The organism is Streptomyces sp. NPDC057445 (genome assembly GCF_042802855.1).
Classification (GTDB): domain Bacteria; phylum Actinomycetota; class Actinomycetes; order Streptomycetales; family Streptomycetaceae; genus Streptomyces.
This window is the reverse complement of the sequence record NZ_JBHVDH010000007.1, coordinates 13,400-34,542: the sequence shown is the minus strand read 5'-3', so window position 1 is coordinate 34,542 and position 21,143 is coordinate 13,400. Positions and strand designations below refer to the sequence as shown.

Annotated in this window: 17 protein-coding genes; 14 read left to right on the top strand and 3 right to left on the bottom strand. The window is 70.5% G+C overall.

Going from position 1 to position 21,143, the window contains the following annotated elements:
* The first annotated feature begins 12 nt into the window (after positions 1–12).
* The 10 genes from ACFU5O_RS17565 to ACFU5O_RS17520 all read left to right on the top strand — a co-directional run bounded on the left by ACFU5O_RS17565 (position 13) and on the right by ACFU5O_RS17520 (position 14,456).
* Positions 13–1,326 (top strand): acyltransferase, encoded by a 1,314-nt coding sequence (locus ACFU5O_RS17565; protein WP_384241179.1) that lies wholly within the window; start codon positions 13–15, stop codon positions 1,324–1,326.
* Between the two features lie 88 nt (positions 1,327–1,414).
* Complete coding sequence (locus tag ACFU5O_RS17560; RefSeq protein ID WP_384241177.1) at positions 1,415–3,226, top strand: ABC-F family ATP-binding cassette domain-containing protein; 1,812 nt, start codon at positions 1,415–1,417, stop codon at positions 3,224–3,226.
* A gap of 244 nt (positions 3,227–3,470) precedes the next feature.
* A complete protein-coding gene (locus ACFU5O_RS17555) occupies positions 3,471–5,330 on the top strand; it encodes a PQQ-binding-like beta-propeller repeat protein (protein WP_384241175.1) in 1,860 nt (619 codons plus the stop codon).
* A 22-nt stretch (positions 5,331–5,352) separates the two neighbouring features.
* Positions 5,353–7,005, top strand: a complete 1,653-nt coding sequence (locus ACFU5O_RS17550; RefSeq protein ID WP_384241173.1) for a PQQ-binding-like beta-propeller repeat protein — start codon at positions 5,353–5,355, stop codon at positions 7,003–7,005.
* 66 nt (positions 7,006–7,071) lie between these two features.
* Positions 7,072–8,913: a PQQ-binding-like beta-propeller repeat protein gene (locus ACFU5O_RS17545; protein WP_384241171.1), complete on the top strand. Its 1,842-nt coding sequence runs from the start codon at positions 7,072–7,074 to the stop codon at positions 8,911–8,913.
* A 252-nt stretch (positions 8,914–9,165) separates the two neighbouring features.
* The gene (locus ACFU5O_RS17540; protein ID WP_384241169.1) at positions 9,166–9,879 is read left to right on the top strand and encodes a LuxR C-terminal-related transcriptional regulator; all 714 of its coding nucleotides are present in this window, start codon (positions 9,166–9,168) and stop codon (positions 9,877–9,879) included.
* Between the two features lie 214 nt (positions 9,880–10,093).
* On the top strand, positions 10,094–11,137 hold the full coding sequence (gene galT, locus ACFU5O_RS17535; protein ID WP_384241167.1) for a galactose-1-phosphate uridylyltransferase: 1,044 nt from the start codon (positions 10,094–10,096) through the stop codon (positions 11,135–11,137).
* A complete protein-coding gene (gene galE, locus ACFU5O_RS17530) occupies positions 11,134–12,099 on the top strand; it encodes a UDP-glucose 4-epimerase GalE (RefSeq protein ID WP_384241165.1) in 966 nt (321 codons plus the stop codon). Before galT ends, galE begins: the two co-directional genes overlap by 4 nt.
* Complete coding sequence (gene galK, locus ACFU5O_RS17525) at positions 12,063–13,238, top strand: galactokinase (RefSeq protein WP_384241164.1); 1,176 nt, start codon at positions 12,063–12,065, stop codon at positions 13,236–13,238. The genes galE and galK overlap by 37 nt, the downstream gene beginning before the upstream one ends.
* 453 nt (positions 13,239–13,691) lie before the next feature.
* Positions 13,692–14,456 (top strand): LuxR C-terminal-related transcriptional regulator, encoded by a 765-nt coding sequence (locus tag ACFU5O_RS17520; RefSeq protein WP_384241685.1) that lies wholly within the window; start codon positions 13,692–13,694, stop codon positions 14,454–14,456.
* A 53-nt stretch (positions 14,457–14,509) separates the two neighbouring features.
* On the opposite strand, the gene tamR is transcribed toward ACFU5O_RS17520, so the two are convergent.
* Positions 14,510–15,007 (bottom strand): MarR family transcriptional regulator TamR, encoded by a 498-nt coding sequence (gene tamR, locus ACFU5O_RS17515; protein ID WP_384241163.1) that lies wholly within the window; start codon positions 15,005–15,007, stop codon positions 14,510–14,512.
* Positions 15,008–15,138: 131 nt separating this feature from the next.
* On the opposite strand from tamR, the gene ACFU5O_RS17510 reads away from it, so the two are divergent.
* Genes ACFU5O_RS17510 through ACFU5O_RS17500 form a run of 3 tightly spaced genes read left to right on the top strand, consistent with a single transcriptional unit; the run spans position 15,139 to position 16,484 of the window.
* Positions 15,139–15,960 carry a trans-aconitate 2-methyltransferase gene (locus ACFU5O_RS17510; RefSeq protein WP_384241161.1) on the top strand — a complete coding sequence of 274 codons (822 nt, stop codon included), beginning with the start codon at positions 15,139–15,141 and terminating at the stop codon, positions 15,958–15,960.
* 18 nt (positions 15,961–15,978) lie between these two features.
* The gene (locus tag ACFU5O_RS17505) at positions 15,979–16,341 is read left to right on the top strand and encodes a VOC family protein (RefSeq protein WP_384241159.1); all 363 of its coding nucleotides are present in this window, start codon (positions 15,979–15,981) and stop codon (positions 16,339–16,341) included.
* Positions 16,338–16,484 carry a hypothetical protein gene (locus ACFU5O_RS17500; RefSeq protein ID WP_384241157.1) on the top strand — a complete coding sequence of 49 codons (147 nt, stop codon included), beginning with the start codon at positions 16,338–16,340 and terminating at the stop codon, positions 16,482–16,484. Before ACFU5O_RS17505 ends, ACFU5O_RS17500 begins: the two co-directional genes overlap by 4 nt.
* A gap of 24 nt (positions 16,485–16,508) precedes the next feature.
* Here the strand turns inward: ACFU5O_RS17500 and ACFU5O_RS17495 are convergent, their stop codons facing one another.
* Positions 16,509–17,183, bottom strand: coding sequence for a TetR family transcriptional regulator (locus tag ACFU5O_RS17495; RefSeq protein ID WP_384241155.1), 675 nt, complete (start codon positions 17,181–17,183; stop codon positions 16,509–16,511).
* Positions 17,180–18,160, bottom strand: coding sequence for an acyl-CoA desaturase (locus ACFU5O_RS17490; RefSeq protein ID WP_384241153.1), 981 nt, complete (start codon positions 18,158–18,160; stop codon positions 17,180–17,182). Before ACFU5O_RS17490 ends, ACFU5O_RS17495 begins: the two co-directional genes overlap by 4 nt.
* 214 nt (positions 18,161–18,374) lie before the next feature.
* Here ACFU5O_RS17490 and ppc point away from each other — a divergent pair, with 214 nt between their 5' ends.
* Positions 18,375–21,104 (top strand): phosphoenolpyruvate carboxylase, encoded by a 2,730-nt coding sequence (gene ppc, locus ACFU5O_RS17485; protein ID WP_384241152.1) that lies wholly within the window; start codon positions 18,375–18,377, stop codon positions 21,102–21,104.
* Positions 21,105–21,143: the final 39 nt, after the last annotated feature.

The window sequence follows — 21,143 nt, the reverse complement described above, 5'->3', positions numbered from 1 at the left end:
GACCGTACCCGTATGCCAACCCGCGTTCGTGAGCTCGCCGAAGCCACTCCGGACACCCGCGACCGCTACGTCGACCTGCTGCGGGTCGCGTCGCTCGGGACGGTCGTGCTCGGCCACTGGCTGATGGCCGCCGTCACCGCCGACGGCGTCGGCAATCTGCTCGCCGTCGTGCCGGAGCTCCAACTCCTCACCTGGGCCCTGCAGATCATGCCGGTGTTCTTCTTCGTCGGCGGCTTCTCGCACGCCCTGTCCTACCGCTCGCTGCGCCGCCGGCAACTCCCTGGGGCCGGCGTCTACGCGGCGTTCCTGCGGGCCCGGCTGCGGCGGCTGCTGCGGCCCACGATGGTCTTCGTCGGTGTCTGGGGGGCCGCCGCCCTCGCCATCCAGCTCCTCGGCGGGGGCGGCGGCCTGACGGGGGCGGCGCTGCGGCTCGTGACCCAGCCGCTGTGGTTCATCGGGATCTATCTGGCGATGGTCGCCCTCACCCCGCCGCTGCTGAAGCTGCACGAGCGCTACGGCTGGGGCGCGTTCGCGGCGCTCGTGGGCGGCGCGGTCGCGGTGGACGTGCTGCGGTTCGTGTACGGCGTCCCCTTCGTGGAGTTCCTGAACTTCGCCTTCGTCTGGCTCGCCGTGCACCAGCTCGGCTTCCTGCGCGCCGACGGCCGGCTGCGGCTGCCGTCCGTGCTCGCCCTGACCGGTCTTGCCGGGGCCGCGGCGCTCGTGGCCCTCGGCCCGTATCCGCTGTCCATGGTGGGCATGCCGGGGGAGAAGGTGTCGAACATGGCGCCGCCCACCCTCGCCCTCCTCTGCCACGGCCTGTGGCTCGTCGGCGCGGTCGAGCTGCTGCGCGGGCACGGGGCGCGGTTCGTGGCCCGGCCCCGGGTGTGGCGCACGGTCGTCGCCGCGAACGGCGTCGCCATGACCGCCTTCCTGTGGCACCTCACCGCCATGCTCGGTGTCTACGGAGCCCTCCTCGCCCTCGGCGTCCCGCTGCCCGCCCCGGCGTCGGTGGCCTGGTGGGCCCACACCCCGCTACGGATCGCCGCCGCCGCCGTACTGACGGTGGGCATGGTCGCCGCGTTCCGCGGCTTCGAGCGGCCCTCGCCTGCGCCCGCCACCCCCGGCTCCGGCCCCCTCGCGGCCCTCGGCATCACCCTCTGCCTGCTCGGCGTGCTCGGTCTGTCGACGGTCGGCTTCGGCGGCCTCCTGGAGGGCCGCTCGGCCGTGCTGATCGCCTTCCGCGTCACCGCACCGGCCGCCGTCGCGATGACCCTGGCGGGCTGGCTGCTGGTGGAACGGACGGGCCGGGGCGGCCGCACCGCCTGATACGGGGGGCGTGCGGACCGCGCGGGCGGAGCCGCCTCCCCCGGCGACTAGGCTGGGAACTCGTCCGATCCCCTCATCTGGAGCGTTGATGGCCGTCAACCTGGTCAATGTCGAGGCAGTCAGCAAGGTGTACGGCACCCGTGCCCTGCTCGACGGAGTCTCCCTCGGCGTGTCCGAGGGGGACCGCATCGGAGTCGTGGGGCGCAACGGAGACGGCAAGACGACGCTCATCCGTATGCTCGCCAAGCTGGAGGAGGCCGACACCGGCCGGGTCACCCACAGCGGCGGGCTGCGCCTCGGGGTGCTCACCCAGCACGACTCGCTCGACCCCGGCGCCACGATCCGGCACGAAGTCATCGGTGACCTCGCCGACCACGAATGGGCGGGCAACGCCAAGATCCGTGATGTGCTGACCGGGCTGTTCGGGGGACTCGACCTGCACGGCTTCCCGCAGGGCCTCGACACCGTCATCGCACCGCTCTCCGGCGGCGAGCGGCGCCGTATCGCGCTGGCCAAGCTGCTCATCGGCGAGCCCGACCTGATCGTTCTCGACGAGCCGACGAACCACCTCGACGTCGAGGGCATCGCCTGGCTCGCCGGCCATCTGCGGGCACGCCGCTCGGCCCTCGTCTGCGTCACGCACGACCGCTGGTTCCTCGACCAGGTCTGCACCCGGATGTGGGACGTCCAGCGCGGCACGGTGTACGAGTACGAGGGCGGGTACTCCGACTACGTCTTCGCGCGCGCCGAGCGTGAGCGCATCGCCGCGACCGAGGAGGTCAAGCGGCAGAACCTGGTCCGCAAGGAGCTGGCCTGGCTGCGGCGCGGCGCACCCGCACGTACGTCGAAGCCGCGCTTCCGCGTCGAGGCCGCCAACGAGCTGATCAAGGACGTACCGCCGCCGCGCGACACCTCCGAGCTGATGAAGTTCGCCTCGTCCCGGCTCGGCAGGACCGTGTTCGACCTGGAGAACGTGACCGTCCAGGCGGGGCCGAAGGTGCTGCTGAAGCATCTGAACTGGCAGCTCGGGCCCGGCGACCGGATCGGTCTCGTCGGGGTGAACGGCGCGGGCAAGACCTCGCTGCTGCGTGCGATGGCCGAGGCGGCCCGCAGTGACGGCGAGAAGCAGCCGAGCGCCGGACGGATCGTCTCCGGCAAGACCGTGAAGCTGGCCTACCTCTCCCAGGAGGTCGCCGAACTCGACCCCCACCTGCGGGTGCTGGAGGCCGTCCAGCAGGTGCGTGACCGTGTCGACCTCGGCAAGGGCCGGGAGATGACGGCGGGTCAGCTCTGTGAGCAGTTCGGCTTCTCGAAGGAGAAGCAGTGGACGCCGGTGGGTGACCTGTCGGGTGGTGAGCGGCGGCGGCTGCAGGTGCTCCGGCTGCTGATGGACGAGCCGAACGTCCTCTTCCTCGACGAGCCCACCAACGACCTGGACATCGAGACCCTCACCCAGCTGGAGGACCTCCTCGACGGCTGGCCGGGATCGATGATCGTGATCTCTCACGACCGCTTCTTCGTCGAGCGCACGACGGACCGGGTGTTCGCGCTGCTCGGCGACGCGGCGCTGCGGATGCTGCCGCGCGGTATCGACGAATACCTGGAGCGGCGCGAGAAGATGATCGAGGCCGCGGTCCCGGCGACGGCCGCCGTGCCCGCAGGGAAATCCGTGGCCCCGGAGAAGTCGGCCGCGGACACGCGTGCCGCGAAAAAGGAACTCCAGAAGATCGAGCGGCAGTTGGACAAGCTCTCCGAGAAGGAGAGCAAGCTGCACTCGCAAATCGCCGAAAACGCCACCCACTTCGAAAAGGTGGCGGAACTCGACGCCGAGCTGCGTGGACTCGCGGGTGAGCGCGACGAGTTGGAGATGCGCTGGCTGGAGCTCGCAGAGGACGCCTGACCGCGTGGGTGGAGAAGGTGTGCGGAGCCGGTAACGGCGGCATCACGGGCCGGTCCTCCCTTGGGTACAGGGGCGGACCGGCCCCGCTTTTCGTGGGGCCCGAGTGATAGAAAGTAGCCCCGCTCGACTGACATGACGCTGCGCCATCCACGTCCGATTCGCTCCTTTCCGTAAGGCAATTGCCCGACGGAATCGCGGGGGAGGCCGGTCGGGCCGTGGACCGCACGAAGGGGGAAGCGCTGAAATGACTCAGCCGCCCAGCCAGCAACCGCCGCAGGACGGCCAGGGGGTACCACCCCAGCCTCCCCAGCAGCCCGCGCATCCGCCCCAGATGCCGGCTGTTCCGCCGACTCCTCCGGCGACCCCTCCGGTGAACGCGCAGGCAGGTCAGTCGCCGACCGGTCAGCCGCAGCCCGGTTACGGCTATCCGCAGCAGCCTGCCGACGGGCCGGATCCGTACAACCAGCCCGGCCCGTACGCGCAGCAGCCGGGGCCGTACAACCAGCCCGGCCCGTACGCGCAGCAGCCGGGGCCGTACGGCCAGCCCAGCCCGTACGCCCAGCAGCCCGGTCCCTACGGTCACCCCCAGGGGGGCTACGGGTACCCCGCCCAGCCGGGGTACCCGGGCGCCCCCACCCCGCCCCCTCCCGGCGGCGGCAGCGGGAATCCCTTCAAGGGCAAGCCCGGAGTCGTCATCGGCGCGGCCGTGGCGGCGCTTCTCGTCATCGGCACCGGCACCTGGTTCGCGCTCGGCGGCAGTGACGACGACGCGAAGCCCAAGGCCAAGCAGAGCACGGGCCCCCAGCCGACGGGTTCGGAATCCGTGGACCAGGGCGACGGCAGCGGCGACGGCGGCAAGGACGAGGAGGACCTCAACGCCGGCCGCAAGCCCGGCGAGGCGAAGGCCATGTGGCTGGTCAAGAACGACGTCGACCTGCCGCGCAACGGTGCCGAGGTGCACGGCCCGTGGGTCGTCGGCGACACCGTCGTCAAGGGCATGTACAAGGAGCTGGTGGGCTACTCGGCCGGCAGCGGCAAGAAGAAGTGGAGCATTCCCTTCCCCGCCGAGCTGTGCGCCTCCTCGACCCAGGTGACGGCCGACGGCAAGCTCGTCGTCGCGTACAAGGACGGGACGACCGACAAGGCCAACTGCACCCAGCTGCAAATGGTCGACGTCACCACCGGCAAGGGCGGCTGGAAGAAGACCGTCGAGAAGAAGGGGCTGTGGGACTTCACGTCCGACATCACCCTGGCGATCGGCGGCGGCACGGTGACCGCCTCCCGCACCGGCAACTCCACCGCCTACCGGGTCAGTGACGGCAAGGAGCTGTTCGGCAAGCTGCCGGGCAACTGCCAGCCGCAGGCGTTCGCCGGCGGTCCCACGCTGATCGCCGCCGAGACCTGCCCCAGCAGCGGCGGCAAGCCGCAGGAGCAGGTCCAGGAGCTCGACCCGGCCACCGGGAAGGCCAAGTGGACCTACCGGATCAAGGCCGGCTGGGAGGTCGACAAGGTCTACTCGGTCAGCCCTCTCGTGCTTTCACTGACGCAGCGCGACGAGAAGAAGTGGAGCGTCATAGCCCTCAACGCGAACGGCACGCCCCGCTCGCAGATCGACGGCGGCAAGGACAAGTACCAGCCGCGGTGCGGCAGCGCCTTCATCGTCTTCGGCGCCAATCTCGAGGGCTGCGTCGGCGTCGCGGCCGATGCAGGAACGTTCTACATGGCGACCGAGGCCGCGACCTCCGGCACCTCCCGCACCAACGCCGTCGTCGCCTTCGACCTCAACACGGGCAAGCGGAAGTGGCGCGCGGAGGCGCCCGAAGGCCGCACGGTGATGCCGCTGCGGATGGACGGCTCGAACGTCGTGGTCTACATGGAGCCTTCGTACGACAAGGGTGGCGCGGTCGCGACCCTGGCGCCGACCGGTGGCAAGCCGAACGTCGTGCTGCAGAACCCCGCGTCCACCGCGGCGATCGAGCGCGCCTTCTGGTCGCCGAAGCTGGTCTACCAGGACGGCCGGTTCTACATCGCCAGTGGCCGGGTCTCCGCGAGCAACGACGCGGAGGAGAAGGAAACCAAGACGATGATGGCTTTCGGGAAGTGAGCGACAGGACCACAGGACCGCGATGACTCACCACACCCATTCCACGACCCCGTCCGGACCGGACCAGCCGGGCCCGTATGTGCCGCAGTCCGGCCCGTACGGCAACCTCAACCCGTACGGAGGAGGCCAGGCGTCCGGTCCTGTTCCGTCCGGACCCCTGCCGCCCGGACCGGTACCCTCCGCGCCCGCCGCCCCCGCCCGGCGGCGGTTCACCGGCAGGCCCGCGGCGCTGCTCGCCGCCGGTGTGGCCGCGCTGCTGGCCGTCGGCGGCGCCTGGTTCGCCCTGTCGGGCGACGACGGGGGCGGCGCGGGCAACGACAAGCCGGTGGCCGGAGCAGACGCCGGCCCGTCCGGCGCGGCCTCCGGCGGCCGGAAGGAGAAGGGGAAGGAGGAAGCGGCCGGCGCTTCCGCACCCGACTCCGCAGAGGCCGCCCGCCTCAACGCCGGGCGGAAGCCGGGCGACGCGAAGGTTCTGTGGTACCGCGCCAACGACGTGGACCTGCCCAGTCTGGGGGCCGATGTGCTCGGTCCCTGGATCGTCGGGGACACCGTCGTCACCGCCATGTACCGCACGGTCACGGCCCATTCGGCCGTCGACGGCACCTTGAAATGGAGCCTGCCGCTCGGCACCGGCATCTGCAGGGCGCCCCAGAACGCCTCCCCCGACGGCAAGATCGTCCTCGCGGTGCAGGAGCGGCCCGGCAAGAAGGACGATGAATGCCGCTCGCTCCGGATGATCGACCTGCGCACGGGCAAGCAGGTCTGGCAGCGGAAGATCGCCAAGGAGGGCGGCTTCGACTGGTTCGACGACTACTCGATCGTCATCTCCGGGAACACCGTCACCGCCGGCCGGAACGACCACTCGACCGCCTACCGGCTCAGCGACGGCAAGCAGGTGTTCGGGCGCTGGAAGGACAGCAGCTGTCAGCCGTACGCGTACGCGGCCGGCGGGCCGAGGCTCGTCGCCGCCGTCTCGTGCCCGTCCAAGGACGCCGACAAGCCGCAGGAGGAGATCCACGAGGTCGATCCGGCGACCGGTGCCTCCCGGTGGAAGTACCGGCTCCCGCGCGGCTATCGGGTCGACCACGTCTACTCCGTCAGGCCGCTGGTCGTCTCGGCGACCGACCGGGCGAGGGAGAGGCACGGCGTGGTCGTTCTCAACGACGACGGCACCAAGCGCAGTTCGCTCAAGGGCCAGGGCGACTACGCCGCCGGGTGCAGTGACGGGCTGGCCGACGAGGGCAATCTCCAGAACTGTCAGGTGGTCGTCGACGGCAGCACCCTCTACATGGCCACCGCTCCGCCGCCGAGCCTCAAGAAGGGCAACACGATCGTCGCCTTCGACCTGCGCACCGGCGCCGAGCTGAGGCGTATCCCGGCTCCCGGCAGTCACACGATGATGCCGCTGCGCATGGAGGGGAAGAACCTGATCGTCCACATCAGGGCGACCGTGGACGAGAAGGCGTCCGGCGCCGTGGCGTCCGTGGCACCTGGCGCGACGCGACCGCGCGTGCTGCTCCGGTTCCCGCTGCCGACCGCCGACGCCGAGTGGCGCTTCAACGGTCCGAGGACGCTGTACGAGAACGGCCGCTTCATTCTCGTGAACCACACCGTGGTCGGCATGGATGACGAGAAGGAGAAGGAGAGGCCGATGATGATGGCCATCGGTGAGTGATCACGCCCCGGGAGATGCCCCGGACCCGGCCCTTCGACGACCCCTTCCCTCCAGAGGTACCCACGTATGACGCAGCCACCGCAGCCACCCAACCAGCCGCCACAACAGCCCGACCAGCCCTCACAGCAGCCGCAGCAGCCGCAGGGCGGCTTCGGCGCACCACAGGACCCGGCCCCCGGCCTCGCCGGAGGAACCCCCGCAGCGGGCGGCTTCGGCGCCCCCACCCCGCCGCCGCAGAACCCGGGATACGGCTACCCCCAGACACCGCCCGGCGGGCCGGACGGGTACGGCTACCCGCAGCAGACGCCCCCGCCCGGCCAGCCGCACGGGTACGGCTACCCCCAGACACCGCCCGGCCAGCCCGCCGGGTACGGCTATCCGCAGCAGACGCCGCCGCCCGGCCAGCCGCACGGGTACGGCTATCCGGGCGGGCCCGGGCAGCCGCAGTACGCGCCCCCGCTGCCCCCGCGACCGAAGAAGATCAGCACGCAGATGCAGATCATCATCGCCGCGGTCGTGGCGGTGGTCCTGATCGTGGGCACCGGGGTCTGGTACGCCACCACGGACGGGGACTCCGGCAAGGAGCGGGCACGCGGCTCGCAGCAGCAGACCGGTGACGAGAACAAGCCGGGCGGCGGCAGCGAGAAGGTTCCGTCCAGCACGAAGTCCAGGAAACTGGTCAACGTTCCCCAGCCCAAGGTCGACGACCTCGCGGTCGTCGAGGGCTCCTGGCTCACCGACACGGTCTACGCCAAGTCCGACGTCCTCAAGGTCGTCGGCTACGACTCCGCCACCGGCGGTGTGAAGTGGACGATCCCGACCCCGGGTCAGATCTGCGGGGCGACCAGGCACGTCAGCGGCGACAGGACCGCGGTTCTCTTCGAGCCCGCCAAGCGCAAGAACAAGAACGACCACCAGGCCTGCAGCGAGGTCGGCGTCATCGACCTCGCCGCGGGCAAGATGGTGTGGACCGGCTCCGCCAAGGGGGCCAACAGCGGCGACCAGAAGGTCAGGTTCCAGGAGGTCACCCTCAGCGGCACGACCGTCGCCGCGGGCGGGCTCGACGGCGGCGCCGCATGGAGCCTCGCGGACGGCAAGAGCCTGTGGACGCCCACGGCCGACGCGCAGTCCTGCTACGACCTCGGATACGGCGGCGGTGAACTCCTCGCCGCCGTCCGCAAGTGCGGTGGCTTCGACGCCCAGTACATCGTCATCCAGAACCTGAATCCTGCGACGGGCGCGCCGCTGTCCACGTTCAAGATGCCCGCCGGTGTCGAGTACGCGAGCATCGTGTCCACCAAGCCGCTGGTCGTCGCCGCGGACGTCGGTGACACGGCGGGTGACGGAAGCGGTATCTCGGACTTCTTCGTCGTCGAGGAGAAGACCGGCAAGCTGAAGGTGAAGATCGCGGCGGACGCCGACCGTTACGCCGCGGAGTGCCGTTCCACCGAGGTCGAGTCGTGCAACATGGCGGTCGTCGGCAACGGCAGGCTCTACCTGCCCACCGAGGAGCACGAGGGCACCGGCGAGTACGGCGACACCAACGAGATCGTCTCGTTCGACCTCACCACCGGGAAGCCGACCACCGACAAGGCCGACGCGGGCGACAGGTACACGTTGTTCCCGCTGCGCATGGACGGGTCGAACATCCTCGCCTACAAGACGCCGCCCTATGACAAGGGCGGACAGATCGTCAGCATCGACTCACGCACCATGAAGCAGACGGTGCTGATGGAGAACCCGGGCACGGAGGACATCCGCGACGCCGAGACCAGCTTCTCGGCGGACAGCGCGGAGATCCGGTACGGCAACGGCCGGCTGTTCCTGTCCGAGACGCTCATCAGCAAGCCGTACAAGGAGGACGACAGCCGCAAGGAGTACCTGATCGTCTCCTTCGCCACCGGCTGACCCGCGGGGGCGCGGTACCGCACGCATCCACGAGCGGTACCGCGCCCCGCGCATCTTCCCGCTGATCGGGCCCCATTTGATCTCCGGGAACGTTCGATCATGTGCCAACTCCCTGCACATCTGTCCGCATTAGGCATTCCGGGGGGCTTCTGGCACGTAAGGGGCGCGCAACGTCGAACGAGCGTGTAGCTTGCCGGGTCAGTAGGGCTGGGGGGCCGGGGGGCCGACTCCAGGGGTATGGGGGGTTGCTCTATGGGTGTGCGGCTCATGGTGGTCGACGATCACCGACTGCTCGCCGAGGCGCTCGCCTCGGCGCTGAAGCTGCGCGGGCACCGGGTGCTCGCCGCGGCGGCGCCGACGGCGGGGGCGGCCGAGCTCGTGGTGAGCCGGGCGCCCGAGGTGTGTCTGCTGGGAACGGCGACACCGGCGGAGCCGGGGGTCTTCGAGCCGATCGTGCGCATCAAGCGGGAGCGCCCGCAGGTGGCGGTGGTGGTGCTGGGTCCCGTTCCGTCCCCGCGCGGGATCGCGGCGGCGTTCGCGGCGGGCGCGTCCGGTTACGTGCGCCATGACGAGCGCATCGAGGGTGTCGAGCGCGCCATGATGAAGGCCCGTTCGGGCGAGGCGGCGGTGGCACCGCAGCTGCTTCAGGGAGCCTTCACCGAGCTGCTGAACCCGGCGGCCCAGCCGGACGACGAGGGACAGCGGCTGCTGCAGATGCTCACTCCGCGTGAGGTGGAGGTGCTGGTCAGGGTGGCGGAGGGCGAGGACACCCGGCTGATCGCGGCGGGCATGGGCATAGCGCCCAGTACGGCACGTACGCATGTCCAGCGCGTCCTGATGAAGCTGGGCGTCGGTTCGCGGCTGGAGGCCGCGGCCCTGGCGGCTCGCACCGGTCTGCTGGACCGCGTCTCCGTACCCCACCAGGGCGGTGCTCCATCCACGGATCCGGCTGATCCGGGAGCCTGATCCAGGGCCGATCGGTGCCCTGATCCGCAGTACCGAACCGCATCCACGGTCCATGACCGCCGGCAGCTCTGCTGCCGGCGGTCACCGGTCTGTCCGCGAACGACGGACGAGCCCCCGACGGCCACGGCGGCAGGACGCGCCCATTGACGCGATGTGTTCGCTCATGCTTCTTTGTGTGAGCTTCTGTTTGATGACGTCAATGAGGAGCGCCGGTGTGAAGAAGACGGTGACCAGACTCGCCGACGGCCGTGAGCTCCTGTACTACGACCGCCGTGACGACATCGTCCGGGACGCCGTGGACCGGCGCCGGCTCGAAGCCGTCACCACCACCTCAGAGATCCGCCATGACCCCCTGCTCGGCGACTCGGTCGCCGTCGCCTCCCACCGCCAGGGCCGCACCTACCACCCGCCGGCGGGCGAGTGCCCCCTCTGCCCCTCCCGCGACGGATGGCTCAGCGAGATCCCCGACAGCGACTACGACGTCGTCGTCCTCGAGAACCGCTTCCCCTCCCTCGCGGGACATTCCGGCCGCTGCGAGGTCGTCTGCTTCACCCCCGACCACGACGCCTCCTTCGCCGGTCTCACCGAGGAGCGGACCGCCCTCGTCCTGGACGTCTGGACCGACCGCACCGCGGAGCTCGCCGGACTTCCCCAGGTCAGGCAGGTGTTCTGCTTCGAGAACCGGGGTGCGGAGATCGGCGTGACCCTCTCCCATCCGCACGGGCAGATCTATGGGTATCCCTTTGTCACCCCACGTACCGACGCCGTGCGGCGGTCGGTCGCCGAGCACCGCGCCGCCACCGGCCGCAATCTCTTCGACGACACCCTCGAGCGGGAGCTCGCCGACTCCGTCCGGGTGATTCTGGAGGGCGCTCACTGGGTCGCCTTCGTCCCGTACGCGGCGCACTGGCCGTACGAGGTCCATCTCTACCCCCGGCGCAGGGTCCCGGACCTGCGGGAGCTCGACGACGCGGCGCGCACAGAGTTCCCACAGGTCTACCTGGAACTCTTGAGACGCTTCGACCGGATCTTCGGTACGGACACGCTGCCGACGCCGTACATCGCCGCCTGGCACCAGGCGCCCTTCGGTGACGGGCAGCGGGGTGATTTCGCGCTGCACCTCGAGCTCTTCACCGTCCGCCGCACTTCCGGAAAGCTGAAGTTTCTCGCCGGTTCCGAGTCCGGCATGAGTGTGTTCACCAACGATGTGCTGCCCGAGACGGCGGCCCAGCGATTGCGAGAGGTAGCGAGCACGTGAGCAAGTACCTGGTGACGGGCGGGGCCGGCTATGTCGGCAGTGTGGTGGCCGCACATCTGCTGGAGGCGGGCCACGAGGTGACCGTGCTCGACGACCTGTCCACGGGCTTCCGCGAGGGCGTGCCGACAGGTGCGGAGTTCATCGAGGGCCGCATCCAGGACGCCGCTCGCTGGCTCGGTCCCTCGTACGACGGTGTCCTCCACTTCGCCGCGTTCTCGCAGGTGGGGGAGTCGGTCGTGGACCCCGAGAAGTACTGGCTCAACAATGTCGGCGGGACCGCCGCGCTGCTTGCCGCGATGCGCGACGCCGGGGTGCGCAGGCTCGTCTTCTCCTCCACGGCCGCCACCTACGGGGAGCCGGTGTCCACCCCGGTCACCGAGACCGACCCGACCGCCCCGACCAGTCCCTACGGCGCGTCCAAACTGGCCGTCGACCACATGATCGGCGGCGAGTGCACCGCACACGGCCTGGCGGCCGCCTCGCTGCGCTACTTCAATGTGGCGGGCGCCCACGGCAGCTGCGGCGAGCGGCACGACCCCGAGTCGCACCTCATTCCGCTGGTGCTCCAGGTCGCGCTCGGCGCACGGGAGGCGATCTCCGTCTTCGGCGACGACTACCCGACCCCCGACGGCACCTGTGTGCGCGACTACATCCATGTCGCCGACCTGGCAGAGGCGCATCTCCTCGCCATAGACAAGGTCACCCCGGGCGAGCACCTGATCTGCAACCTCGGCAACGGCAACGGCTTCTCGGTCCGCGAGGTCATCGAGACCGTGCGCAAGGTCACCGGCCACCCGGTCCCCGAGGTGGCCGCGGGCCGTCGCGCCGGTGACCCGGCCGTGCTGGTCGCCTCCGCCGCAACCGCCCACCAGCGTCTCGGCTGGAGCCCGTCCCGGGCGGACCTCGCCGGCATCGTCGCGGACGCGTGGGCGTTCGCGAGGGAGAGGGCGGCGCGGGGGTGAGCGTCGCCGGCCGGTTCACCGAGCTCTACGGGTACGCCCCCGAGGGAGTGTGGGCCGCGCCCGGCAGAGTCAATCTGATCGGCGAGTACACCGACTTCAACGACGGCTTCGTCATGCCTCTCGCCCTTGCGCACACGGCCGTCGCGGCGGTCGCGCGGCGCACCGACGGGGTGCTGCGGGTCCACTCGGCGGAGATGGGCCGGGGCGTCGTGGAGCTGGCCGTCGAGGAGCTCGTACCCCGCCGCGGTTCCGGCTGGGCGGCGTACCCGGCGGGAGTGGTGTGGGCGCTGCGGGACGCCGGGCATCCGGTCACCGGCGCGGACGTGCATCTCACCTCGACCGTCCCCACGGGCGCGGGACTCTCCTCCTCCGCGGCCCTGGAGGTCGTCACCGCACTCGCCCTGAACGAGCTGTTCGGTCTCGGCCTCGGGCGCGAACGGCTGGCGCTGCTCGCCCAGCGTGCGGAGAACGCCTTCGTCGGTGTCCCGTGCGGCGTCATGGACCAGATGGCGGCAACCTGCTGCACCGAGGGCCACGCCCTCCTCCTCGACACCCGTGATCTCACCGTTCGTCAGGTTCCCTTCGACCTCGCGGCCCAGGGTCTGCGCCTGCTGGTCGTCGACACCCGTGTCAAGCACGCGCTGGGGGACGGCGCCTATGCGCGGCGGCGCGCCGGATGCGAGGCGGGCGCGCGGGCGCTCGGGGTACGCACGCTGCGCGAAGTGCCGCACGCGCAACTGCGCGACGCCCTGTCACGGGTGGACGACGCAACGGTCCGCGGTTACGTCCGGCATGTCGTCACCGACAACCACCGCGTCGGGCGGACGCTCGCCCTCCTCGACGCGGGAGTCCTCCGCGGCGTCGGCCCGGTCCTCACCGAGGGGCATGCCTCGCTCCGGGACGATCTGCGCGTCTCCTGCGCGGAGCTGGACCTGGTGGTGTCGGCGGCGAACGCGGCGGGCGGGCTCGGCGCGCGGATGACCGGCGCCGGGTTCGGCGGCTCGGCGGTCGTCCTGGTCGAGCAGGAAGCGGCCGAGGCGGTGACCGAGGCGGTCGAGGAGGCCTTCGCGGCGGCGGGGCATCCCGCGCCGGTGATCTTCCCCGTGGTGCCCTCGGACGGGGCGCGCCGCATCGGGTGAGCCGGTGCTCCGGCTCGGCCGGCCGGTGCGCGCTCCCGACCCCGGCCGGTGCGCTCGCCCGATCCCGCCCGGCCGGGAGGCCGATCCGCCCGATCGCCACCGACCCGGAACTCGATCCCGACCGGCACGGAAGCCAGTACCGGCCGGTCGGAATGGCCGGGAATCGCACCGGTTGCGGTCAACTTCTGTCTCGGATCGCCACATCAGGCACACGCTGAACACCCCGGCGGACCAGTTCTGCAAATGCCCTTCCGCTCCCGGCGCCCGGCCTTACTCTGATGCACAGCGCCGGTGGGGGCCGGTGCCGATCAGGGGGCGAGACAGGCGGGTACGCCGCCCGGGGCGGGGTAGCAGTCAGGACGGCGGCGGCCGTGGGACTGCGCAGCATCCCTCCGCGGGCGCCGTACCCGCGCTATTCGGACTCCGCCGGAAAGCAGCAGCTTGGGGGTGTCTGTGGTTCGTATCCGGGTCCTTGTGGTGGATGACCACCGAATCTTCGCCGAGTCTCTCGCTGCGGCCCTCGCGGCCGAGCCGGACGTCGACGTCGCGGCGGCGGGCAGCGGCCCCGCCGCGCTTCGCTGTCTGGAACGCGCGTCGGCCGACGGCCGCAGATTCGACGTGATGCTGGTCGACGCCGATCTCGGTGTGGCGGCCGCGCCCGCGGCCCCGGTCGTCGCCCGCGCCGTACCCGACAACGGGGAGGGCGGCTTCGTCGACGGCATCTCGCTGGTGGCCGCGGTCCGTTCGACCAGGCCGGCGGTCCGCTCGGTCGTGCTCGCGGAGAAGGACGACTCCCGCAGGGCCGCGCTCGCGCTGCAGGCGGGCGCCTCGGGCTGGGTCGCCAAGGACTGTTCGCTGCAGCGGCTGCTGACGGTGATCCGGGGGGTGCTCCGCGAGGAGACACATCTGCCGCCCGCGCTGCTCACCGGCGTGCTGCGGGAGTTGACGGCCGCGCGCAAGCACCGTACGGAGAGCGAGCGGCTCGTCGAGTCCCTCACCCCGCGCGAGCGCGAGGTGCTGCGCTGCATGGTGGCGGGCCTGGGCCGCAAGGCGGTCGCGGAACGGCTCTTCCTCTCCCCGCACACGGTCCGCACCCATATGCAGAACGTGCTGGGGAAGCTGGGTGTGCACTCCACGCTCGCGGCGGTCGCGCTGGCGCGCCGGGCGGGAGTCGGACCCGCCGAGCTGGACCTGCCGGCGGTGGGCAGCGCGGGATGACGAGCGGGGGCACCGGGCGCGGATGACGCCCCGGCCCCGCAACCGGCAGGGCCTCAGCCGGGGATGTTGTCGAACGGGGCGGTCAGGCCGCGCAGCAGCGCCGCCAGTTCGGTGCGCTGCGCACGGGACAGCTCGGAAAGGATCGCCCGCTCCTGGGCGAGCAGTCCGGCGAGCGCCTGATCCGCGCGGTCACGGCCCTCGGCGGTGAGCCGGACCAGCACTCCGCGCCGGTCGCTCGGATCGGGAAGCCGCTCGACCAGGCCCTTCTTCGCCAGCCGGTCGATGCGGTTGGTCATCGTGCCGGACGTCACCAGTGTCTGCGTCAGCAGCTGGCCGGGGGAGAGCTGATAAGGCGCGCCCGCACGCCGCAGCGACGTCAGCACGTCGAACTCCCAGGGCTCCAGACTGTGCTCGGAGAACGCGAGCCGACGTGCCCGGTCGAGATGCCTGGCCAGCCTGGAGATGCGGCTGAGTACCTCGAGCGGTTCCACGTCGAGGTCGGGGCGCTCGCGGCGCCATGCAGCGACCAATCGGTCGACCTCGTCCTCCATGTCGATCAGTGTAGATGGTCTGTCGACATGAAGTCTCTTGACGTCGAGATATATTTCGCTGGACTATTGGGCATGGTCGGGCCGGAAACTCGTTCCGCTTGGCTGTTCCGATCCAGCAAGGGGGCCAGCACATGCATTCCGCACCAACCTGGGATCCGCAGCAGTACCTCCGGCACTCGGGCCATCGCACCCGCCCGTTCCTCGATCTCCTCGCCCGCATCACCGACGGGCCAGGGACCGACCGTCCCGCCCGGATAGCCGACGTCGGCTGCGGGCCCGGCAACGTCACCGTCCTTCTCGCCGACCGCTGGCCGGACGCCCACATCACCGGCTTCGACCTCTCCCCGGAAATGCTGGACCGCGCCGAGAAGGAGTACGCGGGCGCCACCCCCGGCGGAGGCACACTCGACTTCCACCTCGCCGACGCCGCGCACTGGACTCCCGACGAGCCGTACGACCTGATCGTCTCCAACGCCGCACTGCAATGGGTGCCCAACCACCCCGAATCGTTCCCCACCTGGATCGACGGCCTCGCGCCCGGCGGCACGTTCGCCTTCCAGGTCCCGGGGAACTTCACCTCGCCGAGCCACGCCCTCCTCGGCGAACTCTGCAGCTCGCCCCAGTGGCGCGACCGCCTCGGCGACCACGGCCGCCGCTTCGTCCATGTGCTGGAACCCGCCGACTACCTCGTGCGGCTCGCCGACCTCGGCTGCGCGACGGACGTCTGGGAGACGACGTACTCCCAGCTCCTGCCCGGGGAGGATCCCGTACTCGACTGGGTGAAGGGCACCGCGCTGCGACCGGTTCTCACCGCCCTCGACGGTGACGAAGAGGCGATCGGGGACTTCCTCGCCCAGTACCGCGATCTGCTCCGCAAGGCCTATCCGCCGGGGCCGCACGGCACCGTGTTCCCGTTCCGCCGGATCTTCGCCGTAGCACGCAAGCCCGCGTAACCGATCAAAGGAGACTCTGTGCTGACCGCCGTCGACCACGTCCAGCTCGCTGCCCCGCCCGGCACCGAGGACGCCCTGCGGGCCTACTACACCGGGGCCCTCGGCATGACCGAGATCCCCAAGCCACCGGTCCTCGCCGCGCGCGGTGGCTGCTGGTTCCAGGCAGGGGCCGTCCAGCTGCACATCGGCATCGAGAAGGACTTCCACCCCGCCAGGAAAGCCCATCCCGGCCTGCGCGTCGCCGGCATCGAGGCCTATGCCGACCGCCTCGCATCCCATGGCGCCAAGGTCGTCTGGGACCACGACCTGCCGGGCCATCGCCGCTTCTACTCCGAGGACCCGGCCGGGAACCGGCTGGAATTCCTCGAGCCGGCCCGGTGACCGCCTTACCTCCGGTCGGCGGTCGAACCACGGCACGCGAGGCCGCGGACCGCCGACCGGGCGTCCCGTACGGCACCGACGCCGTCATCCCCTCCGGCCCCGCCAAGGGGTTCACCATCGACGCGGCGATCACCCGGACCTGAGCGCTCCGGGCCCCGCCCCGGTACTCAGTTCTTGCGGTGGCCTATCAGCCGTGGCTTCGGCTCAAGACCGTCGAGGCCGTGCCACGCCAGATTCACCAGATGCGCCGCGACCTCGGCCTTCTTCGGCTTGCGGGCGTCCAGCCACCACTGGCCGGTCAGGGCGACCATCCCGACCAGTGCCTGGGCGTAGAGGGGAGCCAGCTTCGGGTCGAAGCCGCGGGCCTTGAACTCCAGGCCGAGGATGTCCTCGACCTGTGTGGCGATGTCGCTGATCAGAGAGGCGAAGGTGCCCGTCGACTGGGCGACCGGTGAGTCACGGACCAGGATGCGAAAGCCGTCCGTGTAGGTCTCGATGTAGTCGAGCAACGCGAACGCCGCCTGTTCCAGCAGCTCACGCGGGTGACCGGCGGTAAGAGCTCCGGTCACCATGTCCAGGAGCTGACGCATCTCGCGGTCCACCACGACCGCGTACAGCCCTTCCTTGCCACCGAAGTGTTCGTACACCACCGGCTTCGAGACCCCGGCCTTCGCCGCGATCTCCTCCACCGACGTGCCCTCGAAGCCCTTCTCTGCGAAGAGCGTGCGGCCGATGTCGAGCAGTTGCTGGCGGCGTTCCGCCCCGGTCATCCGGACTCTGCGCCCGCGCCGGGGCCTCTCGCTGCTGCTGGAACTGCCGTCGATCGCCACGTTGTCAATCATGCCGCCTCTGCGGCCTCCGTCTTGCGTCGGGCTTCGATCCGGTCCGCGCTCGGCCAGCGCACGTCGTACGCCCAGCCCAGCAGCTCGAACCAGCGGATCAGCCGGGCGCTGGAGTCGATCTGCCCGCGCATCACCCCGTGCCGCGCGCTCGTCGGCTCCGCGTGGTGCAGGTTGTGCCACGACTCGCCGCAGGAGAGCACCGCCAGCCACCACACATTGCCCGAGCGGTCACGCGACTTGAAGGGACGCTTGCCCACCGCGTGACAGATCGAGTTGATCGACCACGTGACGTGGTGCAGCAGCGCGACGCGGACCAGGGAACCCCAGAAGAACGCCGTGAACGCACCCCACCACGACATCGTCACCAGACCCCCGACCACCGGCGGGATCGCCAGCGACACGATCGTCCACCACACGAACTGGCGGGAGACCGCGCGGATCGCCGGGTCCTTGATCAGATCCGGCGCGTACTTGTGCTGCGGCGTCTGCTCCTCGTCGAACAGCCAGCCGATGTGGGCCCACCACAGGCCCTTCATCAGCGCCGGAACCGTCTCGCCGAAGCGCCACGGCGAATGCGGGTCACCCTCGGCGTCCGAGAACTTGTGGTGCTTGCGGTGGTCCGCCACCCAGCGGACCAGGGGGCCCTCGACGGCCAGCGAGCCCATGACCGCGAGCACGATCCGCAGCGGACGCTTCGCCTTGAAGGAGCCATGCGTGAAGTAGCGGTGGAAGCCGATCGTGATGCCGTGGCAGCCGATGTAGTACATCGCCACCATCAGGCCGAGATCGAGCCAGCTCACGCCCCAGCCCCAGGCCAGCGGCACGGCGGCCAGCAGGGCGAGAAAGGGCACCGTGATGAACAGCAGCAGGGCGATCTGCTCGATCGAACGCTTCTTGTCGCCGCCGAGCGTGGCGGAGTGGGAATCGGATTCGGAACGCTTCCGGGCGTCATCGATCACATCGGGGCTTGTGGTCATGGGGTGTCCCCTGTGGGGTGAGGTGTGCGAATGATCCGTGGCTACGGATCCGTAACCTACGGCGTCGTAAGTATGGCAGCGCGAAGCCTCGCGGCAAGAGGGCGGCGGACAACGGCGCGTGAACGGACACCTATCCTGGGTGCGTCGGACAGCGCGGTCCGCAAGCCTCCGGAAAACCTCCCAACGTGCTCAAACACTGCAAGGAGCCGCACCTGTGAGCAGTGCCGACCAGACCTCAACCGCCAGCGCCGAGCTGCGCTCCGACATCCGCCGACTGGGCGATCTGCTGGGTGAAACCCTCGTACGGCAGGAAGGCCCCGAGCTCCTGGAGCTCGTCGAACGCGTCCGGGCCCTCACCCGTACGGACGGCGAGGCCGCCGCCGAGCTGCTCGGGGACATCGACCTGGAAACCGCCACCAAGCTCGTACGTGCGTTCTCCACGTACTTCCATCTTGCCAACGTCACGGAGCAGGTGCACCGCGGCCGCGAGATGCGCGAGCGGCGCGCCGCCGAGGGCGGGCTGCTCTCCCGCACCGCCGACATGCTCAAGGAAGCCGACCCCGAGCATCTGCGCGAGACCGTCCGGAACCTGAACGTCCGGCCCGTCTTCACGGCGCATCCGACCGAGGCCGCACGCCGGTCAGTACTGAACAAGCTCCGGCGCATCGCCGAACTCCTGGAGACCCCGGTCATCGCGGCCGACCGGCGCCGGCACGACCTGCGACTCGCCGAGAACATCGACCTCGTCTGGCAGACCGACGAGCTCAGGGTCGTCCGCCCCGAGCCCGCCGACGAGGCCAGAAACGCCATCTACTACCTCGACGAGCTCCACGCGGGCGCCGTCGGCGACGTCCTCGAGGACCTCACCGCCGAGCTGGAACGCGTCGGCGTGGAGCTGCCACCCGGCACCAGGCCCCTCACCTTCGGCACCTGGATCGGCGGCGACCGCGACGGCAACCCGAACGTCACCCCCGACGTCACCCGCGAGGTGCTGATCCTCCAGCACGAACACGGCATCACCGACGCGCTGGAGGCCGTCGACTCCCTCCGCGGGCTGCTGTCCAACTCGATCCGCTACACCGGAGCCACCGAGGAACTCCTCGACTCCCTGCAGACCGACCTGGAGCGCCTCCCCGAGATCAGCCCGCGCTACAAGCGGCTCAACGCCGAGGAGCCGTACCGCCTCAAGGCCACCTGCATCCGCCAGAAGCTCGTCAACACACGCGAGCGCCTCGCCAAGGGCACGGCCCACGAGGCAGGCCGCGACTACCTCGGCACGGCCGAGCTGCTGCACGACCTCGCACTGATCCAGACGTCGCTGCGCGAACACCGCGGCGGACTGTTCGCGGACGGTGTCCTCGACCGCACGATCCGCACACTGGCCGCGTTCGGACTGCAGCTCGCCACGATGGACGTACGGGAACACGCCGACGCCCACCACCACGCACTCGGCCAGCTCTTCGACCGGCTCGGCGAGGAAACGTGGCGCTACGCCGACATGCCCCGCGACTACCGGCAGAAGCTGCTCGCCAAGGAACTCCGCTCACGCCGGCCGCTCGCCCCCACCCCCGCGCCACTGGACGCCGCGGGCGCCAAGACCCTCGGCGTCTTCCACACCGTCAAGGAGGCCTTCGAGCGGTTCGGGCCCGAGGTCATCGAGTCGTACATCATCTCGATGTGCCAGGGCGCGGACGACGTGTTCGCGGCTGCGGTCCTCGCCCGCGAGGCCGGGCTCGTCGATCTGCACTCCGGCTGGGCGAAGATCGGCATCGTGCCGCTGCTGGAGACGACGGACGAGCTCAAGGCCGCCGACGTCATCCTCGACGGAATGCTCGCCGACCCCTCCTACCGGCGGCTCGTCGCACTGCGCGGCGATGTGCAGGAGGTCATGCTCGGCTACTCCGACTCGTCGAAGTTCGGCGGCATCACCACCTCGCAGTGGGAGATCCACCGGGCGCAGCGGCGGCTGCGTGACGTCGCGCACCGCTACGGGGTCAGACTGCGGCTCTTCCACGGCCGCGGCGGAACGGTCGGCCGCGGCGGCGGCCCCTCGCACGACGCGATCCTCGCGCAGCCGTGGGGCACGCTCGAAGGCGAGATCAAGGTGACCGAGCAGGGCGAGGTCATCTCCGACAAGTATCTGATCCCGTCCCTGGCGAGGGAGAACCTCGAACTGACCGTCGCCGCCACCCTGCAGGCGTCCGCGCTGCACACCGCGCCCCGGCAGAGCGACGAGGCGCTGGCACGCTGGGACGCCGCCATGGACACCGTGTCCGACGCGGCCCACGGCGCGTACCGGCGGCTCGTGGAGGACCCCGACCTGCCCGCCTTCTTCTTCGCGTCCACCCCCGTCGACCAGCTCGCCGAGCTGCACCTGGGCTCCCGGCCCTCGCGCCGCCCGGACAGCGGTGCCGGACTCGACGGCCTGCGGGCCATCCCATGGGTGTTCGGCTGGACGCAGTCCCGGCAGATCGTGCCCGGCTGGTACGGGGTCGGCTCCGGACTCAAGGCGCTGCGGGAGGCCGGTCTCGGCTCCGAGCTGGAAGAGATGTACGAGCAGTGGCACTTCTTCCGCAACTTCGTCTCCAACGTGGAGATGACCCTCGCCAAGACGGACCTGCGCATCGCCCGCCACTACGTGGACACACTGGTGCCGGACGATCTGAAGCACGTCTTCGCCGACATCGAGGCGGAGCACGATCTGACGGTCGAACAGGTACTGCGGGTCACCGGCGGAAAGACGCTTCTCGACTCCAACCCGGTGCTCCAGCAGACCTTCGCGATCCGCGACGCGTACCTGGACCCGATCTCCTACCTCCAGGTGACACTGCTCTCCCGCCAGCGCGAGGCGGCGGAGCGCGGTGAGCCCGCGGACCCGCTGCTGTCGAGGGCGCTGCTGCTGACGGTCAACGGCGTCGCCGCGGGCCTGCGCAACACGGGCTGACGCCCGGGCCCACTCGAACACCGCCGGCCGGCGCCTCAC